Annotated in this window: 1 protein-coding gene; it reads right to left on the bottom strand. The window is 66.9% G+C overall.

Annotation, left to right across the window (positions count from 1 at the left end; translation table 11 throughout):
• Positions 1-296, bottom strand: a 296-nt coding sequence (locus FNH21_RS16740; protein ID WP_277819772.1) for a serine dehydratase beta chain, incomplete at both ends; no start/stop codon positions are given.

The raw sequence follows: 296 nt of genomic DNA, 5'->3' as shown, positions 1-296 counted from the left end.
AGCACGAAGCCTCCGCCCACCGAGAAGTATTCTCTCGTCTGCATACAATCACCGGCCGCATCGTATGCCGAGAAGCGCATGCCATTGGGGTGGTAGTCGAGCCGCTGCCGCCGGTGCAGCAGCACGTCGGTCTCCGGGTCGAAGGAGATGCGCCGCTCCCCGGCGAGATGCAGGGACCTGCACTCACCGATGTAGGCCACGCGGGCGTCGGCCGATGTCGGGTCGACGAGGTGCGGCTGGTCAACCTCGAGGCCGAGGAGCACGGCCTTGACGGTTCCGTGGCCGTGACCGGTGAC

The organism is Arthrobacter bussei (assembly GCF_009377195.2).
In the GTDB taxonomy this organism is placed as follows: Bacteria; Actinomycetota; Actinomycetes; order Actinomycetales; family Micrococcaceae; genus Arthrobacter_D; species Arthrobacter_D bussei.
Note: the sequence above shows the minus strand (reverse complement) of the source record. Positions and strands in the feature narration are given on the sequence as shown.